General features: G+C 40.0%; 14 protein-coding genes. 9 read left to right on the forward strand and 5 right to left on the reverse strand.

Annotation, left to right across the window (positions count from 1 at the left end; translation table 11 throughout):
- Positions 1-3: 3 nt before the first annotated feature.
- The 4 genes from ACFIK4_RS02045 to ACFIK4_RS02060 all read right to left on the reverse strand — a co-directional run bounded on the left by ACFIK4_RS02045 (position 4) and on the right by ACFIK4_RS02060 (position 7,311).
- Positions 4-957 (reverse strand): cell division protein FtsX, encoded by a 954-nt coding sequence (locus tag ACFIK4_RS02045; protein ID WP_375674781.1) that lies wholly within the window; start codon positions 955-957, stop codon positions 4-6.
- A complete protein-coding gene (gene ftsE, locus ACFIK4_RS02050; protein WP_273723097.1) occupies positions 950-1,609 on the reverse strand; it encodes a cell division ATP-binding protein FtsE in 660 nt (219 codons plus the stop codon). The genes ACFIK4_RS02045 and ftsE overlap by 8 nt, the downstream gene beginning before the upstream one ends.
- 537 nt (positions 1,610-2,146) lie before the next feature.
- Positions 2,147-4,090 (reverse strand): acetate--CoA ligase, encoded by a 1,944-nt coding sequence (acs, locus tag ACFIK4_RS02055; protein ID WP_375674783.1) that lies wholly within the window; start codon positions 4,088-4,090, stop codon positions 2,147-2,149.
- A gap of 2,531 nt (positions 4,091-6,621) precedes the next feature.
- The gene (locus tag ACFIK4_RS02060; RefSeq protein ID WP_375632073.1) at positions 6,622-7,311 is read right to left on the reverse strand and encodes a YggS family pyridoxal phosphate-dependent enzyme; all 690 of its coding nucleotides are present in this window, start codon (positions 7,309-7,311) and stop codon (positions 6,622-6,624) included.
- 165 nt (positions 7,312-7,476) lie between these two features.
- Between ACFIK4_RS02060 and leuS the strand changes: the two genes are divergently transcribed.
- Both leuS and lptE read left to right on the forward strand, forming a co-directional pair.
- The gene (leuS, locus tag ACFIK4_RS02065) at positions 7,477-10,119 is read left to right on the forward strand and encodes a leucine--tRNA ligase (protein WP_375674856.1); all 2,643 of its coding nucleotides are present in this window, start codon (positions 7,477-7,479) and stop codon (positions 10,117-10,119) included.
- Positions 10,106-10,714 (forward strand): LPS assembly lipoprotein LptE, encoded by a 609-nt coding sequence (gene lptE, locus ACFIK4_RS02070; RefSeq protein ID WP_375628707.1) that lies wholly within the window; start codon positions 10,106-10,108, stop codon positions 10,712-10,714. The genes leuS and lptE overlap by 14 nt, the downstream gene beginning before the upstream one ends.
- On the opposite strand, the gene fsa is transcribed toward lptE, so the two are convergent.
- On the reverse strand, positions 10,711-11,364 hold the full coding sequence (gene fsa / locus ACFIK4_RS02075; RefSeq protein ID WP_375668291.1) for a fructose-6-phosphate aldolase: 654 nt from the start codon (positions 11,362-11,364) through the stop codon (positions 10,711-10,713). The two genes, lptE and fsa, sit on opposite strands and share 4 nt — an antisense overlap.
- Before the next feature lie 1,150 nt (positions 11,365-12,514).
- Between fsa and ACFIK4_RS02080 the strand changes: the two genes are divergently transcribed.
- From ACFIK4_RS02080 to ACFIK4_RS02110, 7 genes are all read left to right on the forward strand, one after another.
- Positions 12,515-14,710 carry a primosomal protein N' gene (locus ACFIK4_RS02080; RefSeq protein ID WP_375674786.1) on the forward strand — a complete coding sequence of 732 codons (2,196 nt, stop codon included), beginning with the start codon at positions 12,515-12,517 and terminating at the stop codon, positions 14,708-14,710.
- Positions 14,711-15,730: 1,020 nt separating this feature from the next.
- The gene (gene atpH, locus ACFIK4_RS02085) at positions 15,731-16,312 is read left to right on the forward strand and encodes an ATP synthase F1 subunit delta (RefSeq protein WP_375674788.1); all 582 of its coding nucleotides are present in this window, start codon (positions 15,731-15,733) and stop codon (positions 16,310-16,312) included.
- Positions 16,312-17,847, forward strand: a complete 1,536-nt coding sequence (gene atpA / locus ACFIK4_RS02090; protein WP_375674790.1) for a F0F1 ATP synthase subunit alpha — start codon at positions 16,312-16,314, stop codon at positions 17,845-17,847. Before atpH ends, atpA begins: the two co-directional genes overlap by 1 nt.
- Positions 17,848-17,867: 20 nt before the next feature.
- Positions 17,868-18,779 (forward strand): F0F1 ATP synthase subunit gamma, encoded by a 912-nt coding sequence (locus ACFIK4_RS02095; protein WP_375674792.1) that lies wholly within the window; start codon positions 17,868-17,870, stop codon positions 18,777-18,779.
- Between the two features lie 19 nt (positions 18,780-18,798).
- A complete protein-coding gene (gene atpD / locus ACFIK4_RS02100; protein ID WP_375638258.1) occupies positions 18,799-20,424 on the forward strand; it encodes a F0F1 ATP synthase subunit beta in 1,626 nt (541 codons plus the stop codon).
- Between the two features lie 108 nt (positions 20,425-20,532).
- A complete protein-coding gene (locus tag ACFIK4_RS02105) occupies positions 20,533-20,949 on the forward strand; it encodes a F0F1 ATP synthase subunit epsilon (RefSeq protein ID WP_375674794.1) in 417 nt (138 codons plus the stop codon).
- A 23-nt stretch (positions 20,950-20,972) separates the two neighbouring features.
- Entirely contained in the window at positions 20,973-22,601 is a 1,629-nt protein-coding gene (locus tag ACFIK4_RS02110; RefSeq protein ID WP_375638260.1) for an MFS transporter, read from the forward strand.
- Positions 22,602-22,630: the final 29 nt, after the last annotated feature.

A 22,630-nucleotide genomic window follows, 5' to 3' on the forward strand; every position in this document is an offset into this window, starting at 1 on the left:
AAATTAAAATAAACCGTTTTCACATTGATCAATTTTTTTCAGTTGCGCTAAAATAGTCATGCGGTTTGTAAGGGTGGTAAGAAAAGCAACGAAAATAATAAGAAAAATGATTTTTCCGTAGGGGATGGAACTTATGGAAAGATGTCCAAACAAAGCTGTTACTTGGCTAGCTTCTACTCTTCCCAAGTTATAATTCGTCCAGAGACAAAAGGCTGAAAATAGAAATATGCTTGTGAGACCACCATATAAAGCACCACGCAGCGCAGTTTTAAAAAAATGCCAGTCAAATTGGCGAGCAATGAAAAGAGTTTCAGTACCAAGGAAATATAAGACATTGATAATATGTGTATTTTCTGCCAATGCATTGCGGGTGGCAAAAATGATGGTGAGGATAAGAGAGCCTAAAACCAATGCTAAAATTGAAAAACCAATGAAAACAGTGGTGTGTGCCATGGTCGCAAAACGATGAACCCAAACACGGTGATCATCAAATTGACCTCCTGGAATTTGGGTTTTAATGGCGTGATTAATGGCTGAAAAATTGATTTTTTCATCCCCATTCAGGGTCACAATGATGAGGCGGGGAAGGGGTAGTTCATTGACATTGAAGCCTGTTCCAAGCCATGGCTCCAGTAACTTTTCTGTAGCTTTTTGGTCAACAATTTTTGCATCTTGTACACCAGAAAATGTTTTAACCAATTGTACGGCATCACGGAGTGCTTTGTTGATATCAACATTGTCAATGGGGCGTATTTGTATTGTTGCTTCATAGCTAATCTGATTACTCCAATTTTGGGCGGCACGTTGGACCAAATCAACACCGATTAAGGTGAGGCTTGAAAGAAATGTCATAATAGCAATCACGGCAACTAATGCTTTTCCAGAAATATTACCACTGGGAATAATCGCTGTTGTATTTTTTTTATTGCTTGTAAAAATGGGGAAAGACTTATTCATGAATCGTCATCCGTCCGTTATGGAGAAGCATACGCCGTGCTGCAACTTGTTCCATTAAGGCAATATCATGGGTAGCAATGATAACAGCCGTTCCAAAACGGTTTAATTCAATAAACAAACGGAGGAGGCGTTTTGCCAAGGGCGGATCGACATTTCCGGTGGGTTCATCGGCAAGTAGAATTTCAGGTTGATCAATGAGTGCGCGTGCAATGGCTACCCTTTGTTTTTCCCCACCGGAAAGAACCGGTGGTAAAACATGAATATGATCTCCAAGACCTACCCAACAGAGAAGATCTTCCACTTCACTGCGATAGGTTGCTTCTTCTTGTCCTTTAATGCGTAAAGGTAAGGAGACATTTTCATAAGTGGTCATGTGGTCGAGTAAACGAAAATCTTGAAAAACCACCCCAATACGTTGTCGCAGCGCAGGGAGCTCTTGTCGTTTGAGTAATGCTGTGTCTGTTCCAAAGAGATCAATATGACCGCGGGTGGGTTTGAGTGCCAAAAACATAAGACGCATCAGCGACGTTTTCCCTGCTCCAGAGGCACCTGTGAGAAATTGAAATGATCCAGGAGGAATATGAAAGCTAATATCACGAAGGACCTCAGGGCCCATTCCATAGCGTAGGCCGACATTTTCAAAATGAATCACTTTTTATTATTACTCCTGATTTTATATTGCATCATTTATTCTAAAAACTCTTACTTTCATTGCTTTAGATTTTTGTTGTAAGCTTGTTTATTTTAGATTTCATGGTTTTCAATATTTTTTATACACCCTCGTTATAGATAAATATTTTTGCTCAAGAATATTATCACTTATACTTTCTTTTTTTAGCCTTATTTATGATTTTAGCAGGAATTTCAAAGGGATTCTAGCATAAACATCAGAACTATTTTTCCTTCTTACTCAGAGGCTTTTTTTGCATTGAGTGGACATTGGGTGATTTTAAAAAGCTATGTTGCTCTTTTTATCTTACTTTCTTATTCTTGTTCGCATCCCAATCCTGAGGTTTTTGCTTAAATTATTTCTTACCTGTTATGAAAAAAAGCGTTTGTTGTTAGAATGATTGAGCTTCTCGTGAATTGTTTTATTTTTTATTCTCCTCGGTGGTTTTCGTAATAATGCTGAGATAATTTTAGCAAAAAAAAAACAAAAACCACCGTATGTTGTATTGCGTCGTGTTTTTTAGTTTTGCCGGTTGGCAATTAGATCTTCAACAACTTGTGGTTCGGCAAGGGTTGAAATATCTCCGAGAGTATCAAAATCGTTTTCAGCAATTTTTCGTAAAATACGTCTCATAATTTTCCCTGATCGCGTTTTGGGAAGCTGTGGAGCAAACTGAATTTTATCCAATATGGCAATAGAACCTATTTCTTGTCTCACATGCTTGATAAGGTCTTTTTGCAATTCTTCACTTGGCGCTGTTCCTTCCATGAGGGTCACAAAACTATAAATTCCTTGCCCTTTAATGGGATGCGGGTAACCCACAATAGCTGCTTCTGATACAGCGGGATGAGAAACAAGAGCCGATTCAATTTCAGCGGTTCCTAATCTGTGCCCCGAGACATTGAGAATGTCATCAACTCGTCCTGTGATCCAATAATAACCGTCGCTATCGCGCCTACAGCTATCGCCTGAAAAATATTTTCCTTTATAGGAGGAAAAATAAGTTTGAATAAAGCGTTCATGATCCTTATAAAGTGTGCGCATTTGTCCTGGCCATGAATCACTGATACAAAGAGTGCCTTCTGCTTCACCTTCTAAAACATTGCCTTGGGCATCAACAATTTGGGGTTGAACACCAAAGAAAGGACGTGTGGCCGATCCTGCTTTGAGGGGGGTTGCACCAGGCAAGGGTGTGATCATATGCCCTCCTGTTTCCGTTTGCCACCATGTATCGAGAATCGGACAACGGTCATTTCCAATTATATGATAAAACCATTCCCATGCTTCTGGGTTAATAGGTTCTCCTACTGTGCCTAAAAGACGCAACGATGTTCTGTCTGAGTGTTCAACAAACGAATTTCCTGCTCCCATTAAGGCGCGGATAGCTGTTGGTGCGGTGTAGAGTGTATTGACTTGATGCTTGTCGACAATTTCCCAGAATCTGCCTTTGTCAGGAAAGGTTGGTGTGCCTTCAAACATTAAAGTGGTCGCACCATTACATAAAGGTCCATAAACCAAGTAAGAATGGCCGGTTATCCAACCAATATCAGCCGTACACCAGTAAACTTCATCGGGGTGGTAATCAAAAACATATTGGTGAGTCATCGAGGCAAAAACAAGATAGCCTGCTGTGGTATGCAAAACACCTTTAGGTTTGCCGGTGGAGCCTGAAGTATAAAGAATAAAAAGTGGATCTTCAGCATTCATTGGTTCTGGTGGACAAGCTGTTTTGGTATGAGCTATCTCTTCGTGGTACCAAAAATCACGCCCCTCTACCCATTGAATGGGTCCACAAGTCCGCCGTATAACCATGACTTGGTCCACATGCACGTTTTGGCGTGCTGCTATCTCAATAGCATGATCAACATTGTCTTTTAAGTTGATCCGTTTGCCGCCACGCAAGCCGTGATCAGCGGTAATCATAAAGGTTGATTCACAATCGACAAGGCGTCCTGCTATTGCTTCAGCAGAAAAGCCTGCAAAAATAACCGAATGAACAGCACCAATGCGAGCACAAGCAAGCATGGCATAGGCTGCTTCGGGAATCATAGGAAGATAAATGGTTACTTTATCGCCTTTCTTAATGCCACGACTTTTCAAAAGATTAGCAAAACGACAAACATGTTCATAAAGCTCGTTATAGGTTATTTTTTTATCATGATAAGGATTATCTCCTTCCCAAATGAGCGCGATTTTGTCTCCATGGGTTTTCAGGTGGCGATCAATGCAATTATAGGTAACATTTGTTATCCCATCTTCGTACCATTGAATGGAGACATCTCCGTTAAAAGAAGTGTTTTTTACTTTTGTAAAAGGTTTAAACCATTCAATGCGTTGACCATGTTTGGCCCAGAAGCTTTCTGGATCATTGATGCTTTCTCGATACCATTGTTGATAAGTTTCCTCATCGAGTAAAGTATTTTTTTTGATCTCTTCTGATATTGGATAAATTTTTTCAGTCATGTTTCCCTCTTTTTATTGTTTGGAAAAATCTGCCTCTGTATTTTTGTATGGTTATATTTGTGGCAGAGTTTTCCCAAAAGCTTTTCATTATGAGGTTAGACTAAATGACAAAGATTAGAATAGTCAATTTTTAAATCTGATGTGATGATATTAAAGAGGGTATTCTATGTTTTTAGGATACTCAAATATAGCAAAACCTATTGCGGTATAGAGCTTTTTATAAACACACTAAGACATTTAAAAAATGTCTATTATAAAATATTTCTCAAAAGTTGATATAAACCAATATCGTTAAAGAAAAGACTCATAAGAAAGAATATTGAGCTTATTAATAATGATTTTTTTAGATAATCTTTCCAACTATAATAAATAAACTTATAATAAAAAAGATATATTAAACCAAAAAAAATGTTACTATAAGCGATTCAATAATTTTATGAGTAAAATCTGTCATTATAAATCATAACCACTCATTAATAGTATCGTTGCTACTTTATTCAGCGTGCTCGCAACTCATTCAATAAAGATTAATATAAACCGAAATATCTACGCAAAAAATTAGAAATAAAGAACATAATAAATGACGATAATGCCATTATAATAGACAATCTCCAACCTACGCCATTGAATATTTTAAAAGAAATGGCAATTATAGGAGTAATTATAATTAACATGCAAAACATTCTTACAATTTCATAATGAATATCCATTATAACAAAATCCTAGTTATAGTAATGAGATTAATAAATACTTATGAAAAAATTTGTTCAGTATACTCGAAACTCATCCGATAAATATTAATATAAACCGAAGTATCTACACAAACTATCAAAAATAAAAAACACAATAACTGACAATAAGGCTATTTTTATAGATAGTTTCCAACTGTAGCCACCAATTTTTTTTAAACCAATAGCATATATAGGGATAACGACAATGAGAATGCAAAACAGTCTTATGATTTCATAAAGAATATTCATTATAACAAAATCCTGATTATAAGAGGTGATCCGCAATAGATATCCCTGAAAAATATTTTATCCATAGATGTAGATACTTAACTTTGGTATATTCTTTCCAATATTTACAAAAATACTAATTTCAGAGATATCTTTGTCGCTATTCTCTATAAATTAGAACCAACATTCACGACCTTTTTCTATAAAGCCCAAAGATCATCTGCTAAGAATCCACCTGCGGCGCCTAAGAGTCTACCTGTAAATGCACCCGCTGGTCTTCCAGTTATACCACCTAGAATTGCTCTGCCTATTCCTCCATCAAAAGCTCCATGCCAACCCTCTTGCGCCTATGTGAGACATAAAATCATTAGTACTACATGTATTTCCATAAATGATAGGTGTTGAATCATGTATCGTATAAGTTAAACCTGAACCAAAATGTTTCAGTTTAATACTCCTAATATTATCTACATTAAAAATATTAATCATAATTATACATTTCAAATGTCTATCACGTATTTTTAGAGAAATTACAAATATAAACTTTAAAAATGGTGATAAAAATACTGTAATAAATAATAACTATATTGTATTAATACTTTTTTATATGTGAAATCTTCTTCTTAAGAAGATAATAATATTACTTATAAATTTTTAAAATATAAGTAATGACACCATGTTTTTCTTAATTAAAGTTTAAATTTAGAAAAATTGCGTGTATGAAAAGTTGAAGTTTTTCTCTTTGTTTAAGAGAACGACAAAGGAATAACGGCGAAGGAATATCGTTATTGAAATCGGTTTCATTACCATTGTTTTGCCTGCATGTATTATGCGCATATGCTTGGGATTAGTTCTTTTATTTTTCAGGCGGATATTGACTGTATTTACGCTTTGTAGAGCATAGAAAGCCTCTATGCTATCGTTGATCTTATAGATTGCTAGCATGTTGTTTAGCGCGGCTCTTGGTGCTCTATTGGGTATTTGAGATGTTTATTTTGCTCAAGTGACTTACATGAAAGAGTTTTGTTATTGTATTATGCAGCCATAAGCCTCTTTTGCCTGCTTTACGCCATTGGCATGCGGGGAAATTGTTTACGCATGTTGGAGAAGTTAAGAGAATGCGTGATTTTCAATGAAAATCATTGCGATAATCGTATTCAATATTCTTTTGCTATTAGTGATTTTGCGACAGTTTTTTCATTCATGCTCAACGCCCCTCTTATCATTTTGCTTTTATATAAGGATTTATTTTTTATGTTGCTTTTGCTGGAGAGGCGTTCAGAGGGGAGTAAAGTAGAGCCAATATGCGAGAATATGAGAGCCAAATTGTAATGCTATTTTGAAGCTATTGTACGTGTTGTGGATGTGCCGGTGAGAAATTTGAGAAGACCAGCTTTTTTGCTTATTTTGCTAACAGGATGAAAGAGGGACTGGAATCTTTTTTGCTAGAATTGCTCCTTTATTGAGATTGAAGGAAATATTTTTCTCATTTCTGCTGTTTTTGGCTTGTTCGTAGAATCTTCAATGGGAATTTATTGAAGGGGGAATAGATTTATATGAGGGGAAATTGCTTTACACAGGGCGTTTTCCAAATAAAGCGGAGCCAATGCGAAGGACATTAGAGCCAAACTGTAGAGCGGTTTTGAAATCACTGGACATACCCATGGAAAGCTTTGGAAGACCTGCTTGTTTTGCTAATTTTGCTAGAAGAGCGAAATAGGGACCGGGGTTTTCGTCGACAGGGGGGATGCCCATAAGTCCGATGATATCGAGTCTATAGTTGTTTTTGCATTGAGAAACAAAAGGGATCACTTCTTGGGGTGCAACACCACTTTTTTGCGGTTCTAACCCAATGTTGACTTGAACATAGCAGGGGAGATTCTTTTTTTGCTTTTGCATTTCTTCCATCAAAACTTTGGCTATTTTTTCACGATCAACCGTTTGAATAACATCAAAAATTTTGACAGCTTCAGCGGCTTTATTTGATTGTAGGGGACCGATGAGATGGAGTTTAATATTTTCAAATTGTTGACGTAAAGCAGGCCATTTTTGTGCTGCTTCTTGTACGCGGTTTTCTGCAAATAAAGATTGGCCTGCTTGCAAAAGGGGTCGTATATCAATAGCAGAAACAGTTTTTGAAACAGCGATAAGTTCAATTTCTTCTACAGGGCGTTGTAACTCTTGACATGTTTCAGCAATGTCTTTTTGAAGGTTTTGCCATGCTTCAATGGAAGGGGCATCGAGGGGCGTTTGTGTATTCATGTTTTTGTGCTTTACCTTTTTTGTTCAAGAGTTGGTCGTTTTTTTTAAAGTTTTATAAAATACTTAGGGAAATATTTCACGAAAATGTTGACGATGAGGTTAATCCATGGTCAAGCATAATAAAACAAGTTTTTGGTTCTGTTTTATTAAAAGAGTATAATGGGAATGACAATTGGACATTATAATATAGGCGAACGCTATAATCCACGTGCGAGAGAAAAAAAATGGCAAGAAATTTGGGATGAAAAGAAAATTTTTCAGACTCTTCAAGAAGATGCTCGTGAAAAATATTATGTTTTAGAAATGTTTCCTTATCCTTCTGGCCGTATTCACATGGGGCATGTGCGCAATTATGCCATGGGGGATGTGGTTGCACGCTATAAACGCGCCAAGGGGTTTAATGTGCTTCATCCCATGGGGTGGGATGCTTTTGGGATGCCGGCTGAAAATGCCGCTATGCAAAATAAAGTGCACCCTAAAACTTGGACCTATCAAAATATTGCGGTGATGCGTGGGCAATTAAAACAATTAGGGCTCTCGATAGATTGGACTCGGGAATTTGCGACTTGTGATGAGGAATATTACCACCGACAACAAATGTTGTTCCTTGATTTCTATCAAAAGGGGTTGGTAGCACGTAAAGTGGCTAAGGTGAATTGGGATCCTGTTGATCATACTGTTTTGGCCAATGAACAGGTTGTTGATGGGCGGGGATGGCGTTCTGGTGCGTTGGTTGAACAACGTGAGTTGACGCAGTGGTTTTTCAAAATTAGCGACTTTAGTGAAGATCTCTTGGCAGGGCTTGAAGAGCTGAACCAATGGCCGGAAAAAGTTCGCACCATGCAAAAAAACTGGATTGGAAAATCACAAGGTTTGCTGATTCGTTGGGCTTTAAAGTCGGCGGGTGATGCTGATGATGTTTGTGAGAAATTTGATGAGGTTGTTTGTTATTCAACGCGTCCTGATACACTGTTTGGCGCTTCCTTTTTGGCTCTGTCTGTTGATCATCCTATTGCACAAGCTTTGGCAAAAAAAGACAAAGCGTTGAGTGCTTTTATTGAAAATTGTCGGTGTGGGGGAACGACAACGGCAGCACTTGAAACAGCTGAAAAACAAGGGTTTCTCACGCCCCTTTTGGCTGTTCATCCTTTCGATTCAACAGTACATATTCCCGTTTATATCGCGAATTTTGTGCTTATGGACTATGGAACAGGGGTTGTTTTTGGTTGTCCAGCTCATGATCAGAGAGATTTCGATTTTGCGCGTAAATATGATCTTCCAATAAAACCCGTGGTTTTGCCAAAAGGAGAGCAAGCAGAAGATTTTGTCACACCTGAAACACCTTATACGGGTGATGGGGTGATGATCAATTCTAGTTTTTTGGATGGTTTGACACCCCGACAAGCTTTTGAAGAAGCTGCTAAAAAGCTTGAAAAACAAATGCTCAATGGGCAACCGCAAGGGAAGAAAACAGTGCAATTTCGTTTGCGTGATTGGGGGATTTCACGTCAACGTTATTGGGGGTGTCCCATTCCGATGATCCATTGTACAACTTGTGGGGTTGTTCCTGTTCCACGTGCCAATTTACCGGTTGTGTTGCCTGATGATGTTACTTTTGATCAACCAGGAAATCCTCTTGCACGACATGAAACATGGCAGAATGTTACTTGTCCTTCCTGTGGTCAACCTGCCAAACGCGAAACCGATACCATGGATACATTTGTTGACTCTTCTTGGTATTATGCACGCTTTACGGCTCCTTTTGCGCAGGAACCTGTCGACAAACAAGCAATCTCTGAATGGTTGCCTGTGCAACAATATATTGGTGGAATTGAGCATGCCATTTTGCATCTTCTTTATGCACGCTTTTTTATGCGTGCCATGAAATTGGTCGGTCATGTGACGGTAGATGAGCCTTTTAAGGGGCTTTTTACCCAAGGTATGGTGGTGCATGAAACCTATCGAGATGATCAAGGGTGGGTTTCTCCAGCAGAAATTTCGATTGTTGAAAAAGATGGAAAGCGGTGTGCTTATAAATTAACCGATCAAAGTGAAGTGACGATTGGTTTGATTGAGAAAATGTCAAAATCAAAAAAGAATGTCGTTGATCCTGATGATATTATTGCATCTTATGGCGCTGATACTGTGCGTTGGTTTGTGTTGTCAGATTCTCCTCCCGAGCGGGATGTCATTTGGACAGAATCTGGTGTTGAAGGTGCACATCGCTTTGTACAGCGTGTTTGGCGCCATGTGGCTGTGAGTGCTTCTATTTTAAAGGATGTGGCGCCTTGTGCAGGGCATCAGGGAGCGGCTTTGGAACTCTCAAAGGTCGCACATCGCACGCTCCACGCTGTAGAAGATGATTTGGAAAAATTCGCTTTTAATCGGGCTATTGCACGCCTTTATGAATTCTTGAATATTATGGCGCCGTTGTTAAATAGGATAGAAAGTGTTGACGATGAAATGAAAGCTTCTTTACGTCAAGCTATGGATTTTTTTCTTGCTATGATTGCACCCATGATGCCCCATTTAGCAGAAGAATGTCATGCTGCTTTAGGGGGAAAAAATTTAATATCTGCGCTTGCTTGGCCTATTTATGATCCCACGTTAACCGTTGCGGAATGCTATACTTTGCCAGTACAAATTAATGGTAAAAAACGCGGTGAGGTGAGCGTTGCAGCAACTGCTGATGAGGTGATGATTAAAGAAGCGGTTTTGGCGTTAGATTTTGTAAAGGCGCAGCTAATTGAAAAGCCTGTGAAAAAAATCATTGTTGTTCCACAAAGGATTGTGAATGTCGTTTTTTAGAAGTTCTATTCTTGTCATTTTAGCTGGTGTATTCACACTGTTGTGTGGATGCAAAGTTGAACCGCTTTACCGTCAAGAGTTGCAGAGTGCAATGACAATGGATTCTGCTTCTTATGGGAATCCTGCTTCTGGATACCCTTCTGGACAAGCTTCTTTGGGATTAGCGCAAAAGCTTGCTTCTATTGTTGTGGAAGAACCTTCGGATCGTTTTGGACAAATGGTGCGCAACCATCTGCTTTTTCTTTTGTATGGAAATGGTGCTAAACCTTCTCTACCTGCTTATCAATTGGCATTACAGATATCCGTCTTTACAAGAGAATCTATGCAGATAGAGGTTGATTTCGAGAAAAAGAGAAAGGGACGACCTTCTGTTGGAACTGTTATGAGCAGAGCTTCTTACACTTTGCAGGATATGAAAAATACTCTTGTTGCAAAAGGAACAGCAATGATGAATGCATCTTTTGAGCGACTTCGTCAAGAATATGCAACGCTGCAAGCAGAAGAAGATGCAAAAAAACGTGTTGCGGAAGAGTTGGCTGAACAGATCTTTTTGTTACTTTCAAAAGATCTTTCCAATAAAAATTCTAGATATTAAGCAATATTTTGTCCTGTTTTTTTCCAGTCGTCGAGGAATATTTGCAACCCTTTGTCGGTGAGAGGGTGTTTGACCAGTGCTTTTAAGATTGCTGGTGGAACTGTTGCAATGTCAGCACCACTGAGTGCTGCTTCTTTGACATGATTAACGGTGCGGATTGAAGCGGCCAAGATTTGTGTTTCAAAGTTATAGTTATCATAAATTGTGCGAATTTCATGAAGCAGTTCACTTCCATCATTTCCACAATCATCAAGTCTACCAATAAAAGGTGAAACGAATGTTGCGCCTGCTTTGGCGGCTAATAAGGCTTGATTGGCAGAAAAACAAAGGGTGAGATTTGTTTTTAGTCCTGCTGCTGTGAGGGCTTTACAGGCTTTTAATCCATCGAGTGTTAAAGGAAGCTTGATACAAATATTGTCGGCAATCTTTGCTAAAACAGCTGCTTCTTTCATCATGTTTTCAAATTCTGTTGCTGCAACTTCAGCAGAAACAGGTCCGCTAACGAGAGCACAAATTTCTTTTGTAACATCAAGAATATTGCGTCCTGATTTTAGGATAAGAGAGGGATTGGTTGTGACACCATCAACAAGGCTTAAATTCTGTAACTCTTGAATTTCTTCAATATTGGCGCTATCCACAAAAAATTTCATCTCTAACCTCTTCTTTTTAGCTTTATCCTATTTTTTGTTATGCGCTATTGTTGACTGCAAAAGCAAGAGAAAGAATTAATATCTGTGTAAAGAACAAGAATGCTATGGTGTTAATCATGTACCCGTTTTCGGTAAAGAAATATGATTTATCGTTTCCACACCTATTTCATAGTGTTGCTCGTGATAAGGCATAGAATTCATTGCGTACCAACATTTTTGCGTATTGGCATCTTTGCGTAGCGGTGTTTTTATATTTATGGAAATAAGCTAGCATTATCAAACACTTTGCTCATTTCCTATTTGCGATTGCTCTTGATATTTGAGAGTGCATCATAAGATACCTTCCTTTTTTAGGGGGTATGTTTAACTTTGTTTTTGATGAAAGCGGATGGATTTATTTTGTCGTAAAACACTGTTGAAGAACGCCTGTAAAATTTTACGCATGAAGGGTTTTTTTATGGTCAATTACATTGATTTATTCTGTGTTCTCCATTCTTCAACAATACGCTTTTGTGCTGCTTGTATTGTTGCTTGATTCTCAATCAAGCAGAAAGATGTATACACGTGTTTTCACGTTTTGGCACAAAGCCAAGGTGAATATTGTAACGGCTCCATTTGCAATATTATTCTCCCTATAATTAAAATCATGGGATACTCTTTCATCAATAAGGATTTACAAATGTTCCTCGATGGGGTTGAAATGAGAAAAATTCATCGTATTGAGGGTTTTATTACAATAGGTAAAATGATGATTATATCTTTATAAATCAGTTTGTTGAAGATAAATTGAGATATGAGGCGGTAAAAAAATAAAAGTGTGCGTTGGGAAGAAGTCATACTATGGGATCGCTTTGTTGAAGGATGCACTTAACCGATAGCATGTTGAATGCTTAATAGTGATGCGCTTTATTTGCACAGAAGAATGGCGCTGTTTTTTTTGCTATAGAGTTTTTTATTATAGACGATGAGATTGGTTCTTTTATTGGCACTTTGGTGATGAAATGAGTATTAAAAAGAATTTTTGTTAGAAAAGTGTTGTAATCGGGGGGATTGAATCCTGCAATGAATTTTATAAGAGTGTTTAAAGATTAAGGTTTAGGCCTGTTGGTGTTCAATAGGTCGTAGATTGGTTTAAAAGATGAATTCAAACATGATAGAGGAAAAGATTGTATCCGTATTGGTTCCTCTTCCTGTTGCTCACGCTTATAGTTATAAAGTTCCATCTTCTATGGAGGTGAACGTTGGTTCCTTTGTTCGGGTTCCGTTGATGGGGCGTGAGCTTTGCGGTTTTGTTGTGGACGTTGGAGAGCAGACAGCCGATGGGCAAAAGTCTGCTCCTGTGGCGCGTGAAAAATTACGCTCTCTGCTTCATGTTTTTGATTGTCCCCCATTAAAGGCAGAAATGATCACATTTTTGCGTTTTGTTAGTCGCTATACAATGGCACCTTTTGGTCTTGTAGCACGATTGGTTTTGTCGGTACCGGCTGCTTTAGAGCCGGAAGCGCAGATGCTGGGTTTGCGATATTGTGGTGGAAATGTAGAACGTCTCACACCAGCGCGATCACGGATTTTGGAATTGGTGCGTAATGAGAAGATATGGACACGTTCTGGTCTGGCACATGCGGCTGGAACTTCGGTTTCTGTTGTTGAAGGTTTAAAAGCGCTAGGAATTTTTGAAGATGTTAAGGTTCCTGCTCCTGATCTTGTGGCAATGCCTGATCCTGATTTTTGTCCCCCTCAGTTGCAGGGAGCGCAAAATGAAGCAGCAACATTATTGCGGGAAGGTGTTTTATCTTCTCAGTTTCAAGTTTTTTTGCTTGATGGTGTTACCGGATCAGGAAAGACGGAAGTTTATTTTGAAGCGGTCGCTCAAGCTTTCAAAGGGGGCAAGCAGGTTTTAATTTTATTGCCGGAAATTGCTTTAACTCAGCAGTTTTTAGATCGTTTTTATGCACGTTTTGGCGCTGCGGCAGCAGAATGGCATTCTGATCTGACGCCACGTCGTAGAGAACGCGTCTGGCGGCAAGTTGCAGAAGGGCGGGTGCGTGTCGTTGCGGGGGCTCGTTCGGCACTTTTTCTTCCCTTTCATGAGCTTGGCTTGATTGTTGTCGATGAAGAGCATGATAGCGCTTATAAACAAGAAGAGCGCATTTTTTATCATGCGCGTGATATGGCTGTTGCACGGGGCTCTTTTGAGCATTTTCCTGTTATTTTATCTTCAGCAACACCGTCGATTGAAAGCCAAGCCAATGTTTTAAAAGGGCGTTATCAAAAGGTGCATTTACCTTCCCGTTTTAAAGAAGTTGCACTTCCACAGTTGCGGGTGATTGATATGCGCCAAGGAGGAGTGCAAAAGGGGCGCTTTATTTCCTTTGCTCTTGAAAGGGCTTTAAAACAAACGCTTGATAAGGGCGAACAAGCTCTTCTTTTTCTTAATCGTCGTGGTTATGCACCTTTGACTTTATGCCGAATTTGCGGACATCGTTTTCATTGTACCGATTGTTCAAGTTGGTTGGTAGAACATCGTGCGCAAGGGCAACTGAAATGTCATCATTGTGGATATCATGAACCATTTCCTGAAGCCTGTCCTGAATGCGGAACCTTAGATCATCTTGTGGCTTGCGGACCAGGTGTGGAAAGAATTGCCGAAGAAACACAAATGCTTTTTCCTCAAGCGCGATCATTGATCCTCTCAACAGATCTCAAAGGAGGGATTGGGCAGTTGCGAAGCGAATTACAAGCCATTGCCAATGGCGATGTGGACATTATTATTGGAACACAGCTGGTTGCTAAAGGACATCATTTTCCCAAGCTCTCTCTGGTTGGTGTTATTGATGCTGATCTTGGTCTTGCCAATGGCGATTTACGCGCAAGTGAACGTACCTATCAGCTGCTTTCTCAAGTTACCGGAAGAGCAGGGCGTGTGGGATTGAAAAGTTTAGGATTATTGCAAACTTATCAACCAGATCATCCGGTCATCAAAGCCTTACTTGCATGCCAGCCAGAAGATTTTTACACACGTGAGATTGCAGCACGTCAGCATTATCATTTGCCTCCCTATGGGCGGCTTGCCTCTTTGATCGTGTCTGCACAACAGCGCCAAGCAGCAGAACATTATGCGCGCGCATTGCGTCAGGCAGCGCCACGGGAAAAAAATATCTCGGTTATGGGACCAGCAGAAGCGCCTTTGGCTTTGGTTCGGGGGCGTTATCGTTTTCGGCTTTTGCTGCAAGGACAGCGTTCTTTTGATATACAAGGGTTTATACGTGCAATGCTTAGCGGTACACCCAAAATGCCCAGTTCCGTTCGGGTTCAAATTGATATTGATCCGCAAAGTTTTTTCTAAAACCAGTATCGCATAAGTGAAGATCTCTTTGCTTAAGGTGCTTTACTTGAACTCTTATATTATTCAGAATAAGCATCCAGGCAGCAAAATATGATACATGTCCATTGCATTAAGTAGAGCCACGGGAAAAAATATCTTTGTTATAGAACCAGCAGAATCGCTTCTCTTCTTCGAGGGCACTATCATTTCGGCTTTCACTTCTTTTTTGTATGAGGGACAGTATCTTTTTGATAGGCGATTATAAGGGCTGAAAATGTTTAGCTGTACACCCAAAATACCCAATTCTATTCGAGTTCAAATTGATATTGATCTATGCTTCTTCTAAAATCAGTGCAATATAGTGCCATATAAAGTGAAGCTACGCGGGCTTAATGAAGGGCGTGATTTTGATAAAAAAATTTGAAAAGAGAGAATTTGTCGATATTTGAAGCTTATCCGGTATGAAAAATGATATATTATCATTATAAATCAAAGTTTTGTATATTTAAAGAGTGTGCTTACAAGAAAATATTACTTGGTGAAATTTTTTAAAAGGAGTGGGTATTTGAAGAAAAAAGAGCAATGTTTTCTTTAATTTTTAGGAGGATATTCATTGTTTTTTTCTTTCTTATCAGTTTGAAATAATAGACTTTTTCAATCGCAGCTGCATCTCATTAAAGGTCTTGTGGTGATAAAGGGAGTGTTTTTTAGAGAAGAAGTGTTTTGTTATGGTGGCAAGGGCATTTGAAGAAAAATCAAAGAGAGTGAAAAAATCGCTCAGAGAATGTCAAAAAGAAGCATAAAAAAACTGTGATGCCATCCTGTATATCTAAAAAAATGCTTTTCAAAAATATTTTGAATATTTTATTAAAATTTTTAAAAAGCAGCGATTTGTGGTGTTGCGAGTCGGCTATGTCTATGCTAGAAACCAAGTGATTTTTGTTCTAGGTTTTAAGAAAAAGATTCTTAAGATTGAGAATGTCTGTTTCATTTCATCTGATAACTATCAGAGAGTCGCTCAAGGGAAAGAGGCGGTATTTCGTGTCGGATTCATTTTCTCTCATACCGCTGCCGTTGGTAGATCAACGCTATGCGCAAGCGCTTTTTGATTGCGTTCAAGAAGCCGGAAACGTTGAAAAGGTTGAAAAGGCAGTAGAGGATCTTTTGCTTGTTTTGGAGCATAAGGATTTAAAATGCTTTGTGCTTAGTCCATTCTTTTCAGTTAAAGAGCAAATTAAGGTGATGCAATCTGTTTGTGCAAACATCAAATTTGCTGATAAAAACGCAGGGCAGGTCATTGGTAATTTTTTACGCGTTATTGCAATAAACCGTAGGCTTAGTGCCGTATTTGGTATTTTACGTGCTTTTCAGCATTGTGTTGCACGCGCTCGTAGGCAGGTTACTGCGCAAATTGTTTCTGCGTGCCCTTTAAGTTCTCAACAAAGACAAGAGTTGTGTGAGGCTTTGCAAGGTGTTGTTGGAGGAAAAGTCTTGCTGCACATCATTGTGGATCCAACAATTCTTGGTGGATTAATCGTTCGTGTGGGATCGTCTCAAATTGATACGTCTCTTCTCACAAAATTGTCTTCACTTAAGCTTGCATTGAAAAAAGAGGTCAGCTGATGGATATTAGACCATCTGAAATTTCAAAAATTCTAAAAGAGCAAATCAAAAACTTTGACCAAAAGGCTGAGGTTTCAGAAATTGGTTGGGTTCTCTCTGTAGGGGATGGTATTGCTCGCGTTTATGGTTTGGATAATGTCCAAGCAGGGGAAATGGTCGCCTTTCCAAACGGTGTGCGTGGTATGGCACTCAATTTGGAAGTTGATAATGTTGGTGTGGTCATTTTTGGCTCAGATCGTGATATTCGTGAAGGTGATTGTGTAAAGCGGCTAGGCGCTATCGTCGATGTTCCTGTGGGTCCCGCTTTGCTTGGGCGTGTGGTTGATGCGTTGGGAAACCCTATCGATGGGAAGGGGCCCATTAAAGCAACAGAGCGTCGTCGTGTCGATGTTAAGGCTCCTGGAATTATTCCGCGTCAGTCTGTCCATGAACCGATGTCGACCGGATTGAAAGCGATTGACGCACTCATCCCTATTGGACGGGGGCAGCGTGAATTGGTGATTGGTGATCGCCAAACAGGAAAAACAGCAATTTTGCTCGATACATTTTTAAACCAAAAACCTTTTCATGAGACAGGGGTTGGACGAGAGCAAGACAAAGTTTATTGTATTTATGTGGCTATCGGTCAAAAACGTTCGACGGTGGCACAATTCGTTAAAGTTTTAGAAGAACGTGGAGCGCTGGAATATTCTATTATTGTTGCAGCGACCGCTTCTGATCCAGCACCACTGCAATTTATTGCACCTCTTGCTGGGTGTGCTATGGGTGAGTATTTCCGTGATAATGGGCAACATGCTTTGATTGGTTATGATGACTTATCAAAACAGGCGGTGGCGTATCGTCAAATGTCTCTTTTATTGCGTCGTCCTCCAGGTCGTGAAGCTTATCCGGGAGATGTTTTCTATCTGCATTCGCGTCTTTTAGAGCGGGCTGCGAAGTTGAATGCGGAAAATGGATCTGGGTCGTTGACAGCTTTGCCGGTTATTGAAACGCAAGCAAATGATGTTTCTGCCTATATTCCTACAAATGTGATTTCGATTACTGATGGGCAAATTTTTCTAGAGACTAATTTGTTTTATCAAGGAATTCGTCCTGCTGTAAATGTTGGTCTTTCTGTATCGCGTGTTGGTTCTGCTGCACAAATTAAGGCAATGAAGCAAGTTGCTGGCTCGATTAAAGGTGAATTGGCGCAATATCGTGAAATGGCAGCTTTTGCGCAGTTTGGCTCTGATTTGGATGCGTCAACCCAGCGTCTGTTAAATCGGGGTGCGCGTTTGACAGAGCTGTTGAAGCAGCCGCAATTTTCTCCGCTCAAAACAGAAGAACAGGTGGTGGTTATTTTCGCGGGTGTGAATGGCTATCTTGATGCTTTGGCGGTTTCTGATGTTGCGCGGTTTGAGCAGGGACTTTTAGTGCTTTTGCGTAGTGATTATCAAGATCTCTTAAAGGCAATTGCTGAGCAAAAGCAAATAACAGATGAGCTGAAAGATAAGTTGATAACTGTTCTTGATACTTATGCGAAAAATTTCTCGTGATGAATTGATGGAATGCTTGAATGGCTTCACTAAAAGATCTTAGAGACCGTATCGCTTCGGTTAAAGCAACACAAAAGATTACCAAAGCTATGCAAATGGTTGCAGCGGCAAGGTTGCATCGTGCTCAAGAGGCAGCGCAGTCTGCACGTCCTTATGCGAAGAGAATGGCTGATATTTTGACCAGTGTTGCTGCTGATGTAGATGGTGTTGATGCGCCTACTCTTATGCGTGGTACGGGGCGCGATGATGTACATCTTTTGGTGGTGTGTACTGCTGAGCGCGGTTTGTGTGGTGCTTTTAATGTGCAAATTGCTCGTCGTGCACGTGAACAGATTAAGGCATTGTTGGCGGCTGATAAAATAGTAAAAATTATCACTGTGGGTAAAAAGGGCGCGGATATTTTATCGCGTGATTACAAAGGTTTGATAATTGACCATATCGATTTGCATGCTGTAAAGCGAATTGGTTTTGCAGAGGCAGTGATGATTAGTCAACGGATTGTTGATTTATTCAATGAAGGCGCTTTCGATGTCTGTACGCTGTTTTATTCTGAATTTGTTTCCGTAATTAATCAGCGTCCAACAGCTTTGGGTTTGATTCCAATGGTTGCTCCAAAAGCAGCTGTTGGGGCAATAGATGTTGTGGAGCAAACCGATCATAACACAGGTTCACAATCGATTGTTTATGAATATGAACCTGATGCTGCGTCTCTTTTAGAGGCCCTTGTACCACGTAATCTTTCGGTGCAAATCTTTCGGGCTTTGCTGGAAAATGTTGCTGGTGAAATGGGCGCCAAGATGACAGCTATGGATAATGCATCGCGCAATGCGGGTGAAATGATTAGTAAATTGACGGTGGCTTATAATCGTCAACGTCAAGCACAGATTACGACAGAATTGATCGAAATTATTGCGGGCGCTGAAGCGCTTTAAATGGAGAAGGTAAGAATTGATGGTAAAAGCAGTAACCTCAAGCAAAGGAACAGAAAAAGGTGAAAAAAAGAAACCAGCTGCTCGTTCCGGCGTGAAAAAAGCCGCTTCGAAATCTCAAGTGGATGTAAAGGCTTCCTCTGTACCTGCGCGTGATGCAGCTAAAGATACACCTGTAAAAAAAGATACATCCGCAAAAAAAGAAGAGCATGCAAAAGGCGCTGTTGGTGAAATCAAGCAGATTATTGGTGCTGTCGTTGATGTGCAATTTGAAGGTGAATTGCCAAATATTCTCAACGCTTTGGAAACAGAGAATTTAGGTAATCGCTTAGTATTAGAAGTTGCGCAGCATTTGGGTGAAAATACTGTGCGTACGATTGCTATGGATACGACTGATGGTTTGATGCGGGGCCAAAAGGTTGTGGATACAGGCACACAAATTAGCGTTCCTGTAGGAGAAGCAACGTTGGGACGTATTATGAATGTGATTGGGGAACCGGTGGATAATGTGGGACCAATCGCTTCAACCAAAACACGTTCTATTCACCAAGAGGCACCTGAATATGTTGAACAATCGACTGTTTCGGAAATTCTTGTCACCGGTATTAAAGTCGTGGATTTGTTAGCCCCTTATTCTAAAGGAGGTAAAATTGGCTTGTTTGGTGGTGCTGGTGTTGGAAAAACCGTTCTCATTATGGAGCTTATAAACAATATTGCAAAGGCACATGGTGGCTATTCTGTATTTGCTGGTGTGGGAGAACGTACACGTGAAGGAAATGATCTTTATTATGAAATGATCGAAAGCCGCGTGAATGTGAATCCAAAAGAGAATAATGGTTCAACGGAAGGGTCAAAGTGTGCCCTTGTTTACGGGCAAATGAATGAACCACCAGGAGCGCGTGCGCGTGTGGCTCTTTCAGGATTGACAATTGCAGAAAGTTTCCGTGATGAAGGACAAGATGTTCTCTTCTTTGTGGATAATATTTTCCGTTTCACGCAAGCAGGAGCTGAGGTGTCTGCTCTTTTAGGGCGTATTCCTTCTGCTGTGGGGTATCAGCCAACTTTGGCAACAGATATGGGGGCGTTGCAAGAACGTATTACTAGTACAAAAACAGGCTCTATTACTTCCGTTCAGGCAATTTATGTTCCGGCAGATGACTTGACGGATCCGGCGCCGGCAGCGTCTTTTGCTCATTTGGATGCAACAACTGTTCTTTCGCGCTCTATTGCGGAAAAGGGGATTTATCCAGCGGTTGATCCGCTTGACTCTTTCTCGCGTATGTTGGATCCATTGATTGTGGGGGAAGAGCATTACACGGTTGCTTGTCAAGTGCAAACCATTTTACAACGTTATAGAGCGCTTCAGGATATTATTGCTATTCTTGGAATGGATGAACTTTCTGAAGATGACAAATTGCTGGTGGGGCGGGCACGTAAAATTGAACGTTTCCTTTCGCAACCTTTCCATGTTGCGGAAGCCTTTACTGGTTCGCCGGGGAAACTCGTTCCTTTGGAAGAGACAATCAAAGGCTTTAAGGGGCTTTGTGCTGGCGATTACGATGATTTACCAGAAGCTGCTTTTTATATGGTTGGTTCGATTGATGAAGCACTTGAAAAAGGAAAGCGTCTCATGGCAGAGGCTTCTTAGTAAGAAGCTTCTTATTCAAGAGAAAACTGTCATGGGTATTTTTCGTTAAAAAGGACGAGTCGTTGGAGAAAACGGAGAGTCCTTATATCGGGTATTGTGGAGACTTTTGTGGAAAACAATAGAGAAGAGCATTTTTTATTTGAGCTTGTATCGCCTGAAAAAATTGTGTTTTCAGAGCAGGTAGTGTCTGTTGTTCTTCCTTCAGCCTCAGGTTATTTGACAGTTATGGCGCATTATGCGCCATTGGTGGCAAGTATTGTGTTGGGCAGTGTTCGTGTTCGCACCTCTGTGGGTGAAAAATTATTTGTTGTATGCGGGGGTGTTGCAAATATTACCTTTTCAGGCTGCTCTTTATTGGTAGAGCACGTTGTGGCTGTAGAGAATCTTTCTTTTGATGTATTAGAACAGCAGATTTTGCAGATTCAAGCGACGTTAGAAGGAGGGACAAGTGATGAGGACAATCATAAAATAGAGGCTTTTTTCCAGCAGTTGTCAGCTGATGGTGCTGTGTTGATAGAAGCGTAGCAGAGTATACAGGAAAAGATGACATGAGCGGAAAAAAGAGTACGGTTGTGTCTGCTAAAAGGAGTGCAAAACCTTTTCCTCATCCTGGTCGTGTCTTTGCGGGACCTTTGCCAAAGTGCTTTGTTTATATTTTTGCTTCTCTTATTTTGCAATGGGCTTATGGTTTAGGGGCTAATATTGTTCAGTCTAACATTGTCCATCTTACGGGTGATTTTCATGCAACTTTGGCCGAGACGACATGGCTGGTAGCGGCTTATATGGCGCCAAATGTGAGTGTAGCGATTATGTTGATCAAAATCCGCTATCAATTTGGGCTGCGCGCTTTTGCTGAATTATCAATTCTTGGCTTTGTTTTGGTTTGCGTGTTGCAGCTCTTTGTTACGGATTTGCGTTCTGCATTGATTATTCGCTTTTTTGCTGGGATTGCTGCTGCTCCTTTGGCTTCGCTTGCGCTGCTTTATATGATGGAGGCTTTTGCTCCAGCAAAGAAGTTTACTGTTGGTCTTAGTTTGAATTATATGAATGCGGCTTTAGCGGCACCTTTATCACGTTTGATTTCTCCTGATTTGCTGGAAAATGGTGGTTTTTCCAGTCTTTCCGCTCTGGAAATGGGGTTGGTTCTTATCAGCTTGGTCTGTATCTATACTTTGCCTCTTACTCCTGTTGTGCGTAGTAAGGTTATTCAAAAATTAGATTGGATAAGCTATGGTTTGATTGCTCTTGGTCTTGGATTAAATGCTGTGATCATGTCTGTTGGCATATTGTATTGGTGGTATGAAGCACCATGGATTGGTTGGGGGCTCGCACTTGCTATTTTCTCGTTGGCTATTGCTATTATTATTGAGCTTAATAGAGAAAAACCGTTGATTGATCTCCGTTGGATTTTCAGTAAAGAAATGGTCCAATCTGTTTTTATTTTATTTATTTTTCATGTTTTTTTATTGGAGCGGTCAAATTTGCCCGTAGGGTTTTTTAATCTTTTTGGTTTGCTCAATCGTGAGATGGCGCCCATGTATCTTGCGGTGACATTAGGGATTCTGTTAGGGGGGGCTGTTTGTGTCTTTTTTTTACGGGCGGGGCGTGAGGATTATTTTTATTTGTTGTCTTTGGGTTGTTTGGCGTTAGGAGCTTATTTAGATAGTCATGTAAACCATTTAACGCGCCCACAAGATATGATGTTGAGCCAAGGGTTGGTGAGTTTTAGTTATGCACTTTTTTTGCCTCCGGCTCTTTTCAAAGGGTTTGTGATCGCTGGTGAGCGAGGACCGCGTTACGTTTTAAGTTTTATTGCTGTTTTTTTGCTAACGCAAGTGACAGGGGGATTGATGGGGTCGGCTTTTTTTGGCAGCCTTCAGTTTTATTTTGCCCATAAGAACTTTGAGTCCTTAACACAAAATATTATTATTACTGATCCGCTTATTTCTGGTGAGATGAATACTTTATTTTCGCCTTCTTATGGTGTTTCTGTTCCCAATGGCTTGAGAAGTGAGCAGGGTACTTCTATGTTGATAGAGAAATTTAAGTTAACAGCAAATATTTTTGCTTATGATGACGTTTTTCGGCTTTATTTTTATATTTCAATGGTTGTATTCGTTATTTTTCTTGTCACAATGATTGTTAAGTCATGCTCTTTGCGTGCATTAGAAAAGTAGAGTAATGTCATAGAAAGAGGGGTGCAAAA

The organism is Bartonella sp. AP9QHHD, from assembly GCF_042195625.1.
Classification (GTDB): Bacteria; Pseudomonadota; Alphaproteobacteria; order Rhizobiales; family Rhizobiaceae; genus Bartonella.